This is a genomic window from Bacillus sp. SIMBA_005 (assembly GCF_046535585.1).
GTDB classification, from domain to species: domain Bacteria; phylum Bacillota; class Bacilli; order Bacillales; family Bacillaceae; genus Bacillus; species Bacillus pumilus.
Map to the genome: position 1 here is coordinate 1 of NZ_JAWRWI010000159.1, position 321 is coordinate 321.

Annotated in this window: 1 protein-coding gene; it reads right to left on the reverse strand. The window is 27.1% G+C overall.

Features of this window, described 5'->3' with window-relative positions:
• Nucleotides 1-225, reverse strand: a 225-nt coding sequence (locus tag SB660_RS19555; protein WP_410583909.1) for a ParA family protein, incomplete at its 3' end; no start/stop codon positions are given.
• Between the last annotated feature and the right edge of the window lie 96 nt (nt 226-321).

The following is a 321-nucleotide window of genomic DNA, read 5'->3' on the forward strand; positions in this document are numbered from 1 at the left end:
ATCTTTTATATTATTATAGCTATTCTCTCCCACATAATAATCTTCAAAATCCTCTTTTAATAGTAAACCTGTTAAGTTGCATTGTGGATCTCCATCTACTAATAAAACCTTATATCCTTTGTCTGCTGGTTTCCAACCAATATTATAAGTTGTGGTAGTTTTGCTTACACCACCTTTATGATTAAAAACAGAAATGATTTTAAATTCATCTGATTTGCTAGTCAAAAAATTCAATCCTTTCTAGATGATAGATACATTATATCATATCATATCCATAATCATGAAGAAATGGATAGATTAAATTCTAATAACTGTATTTTT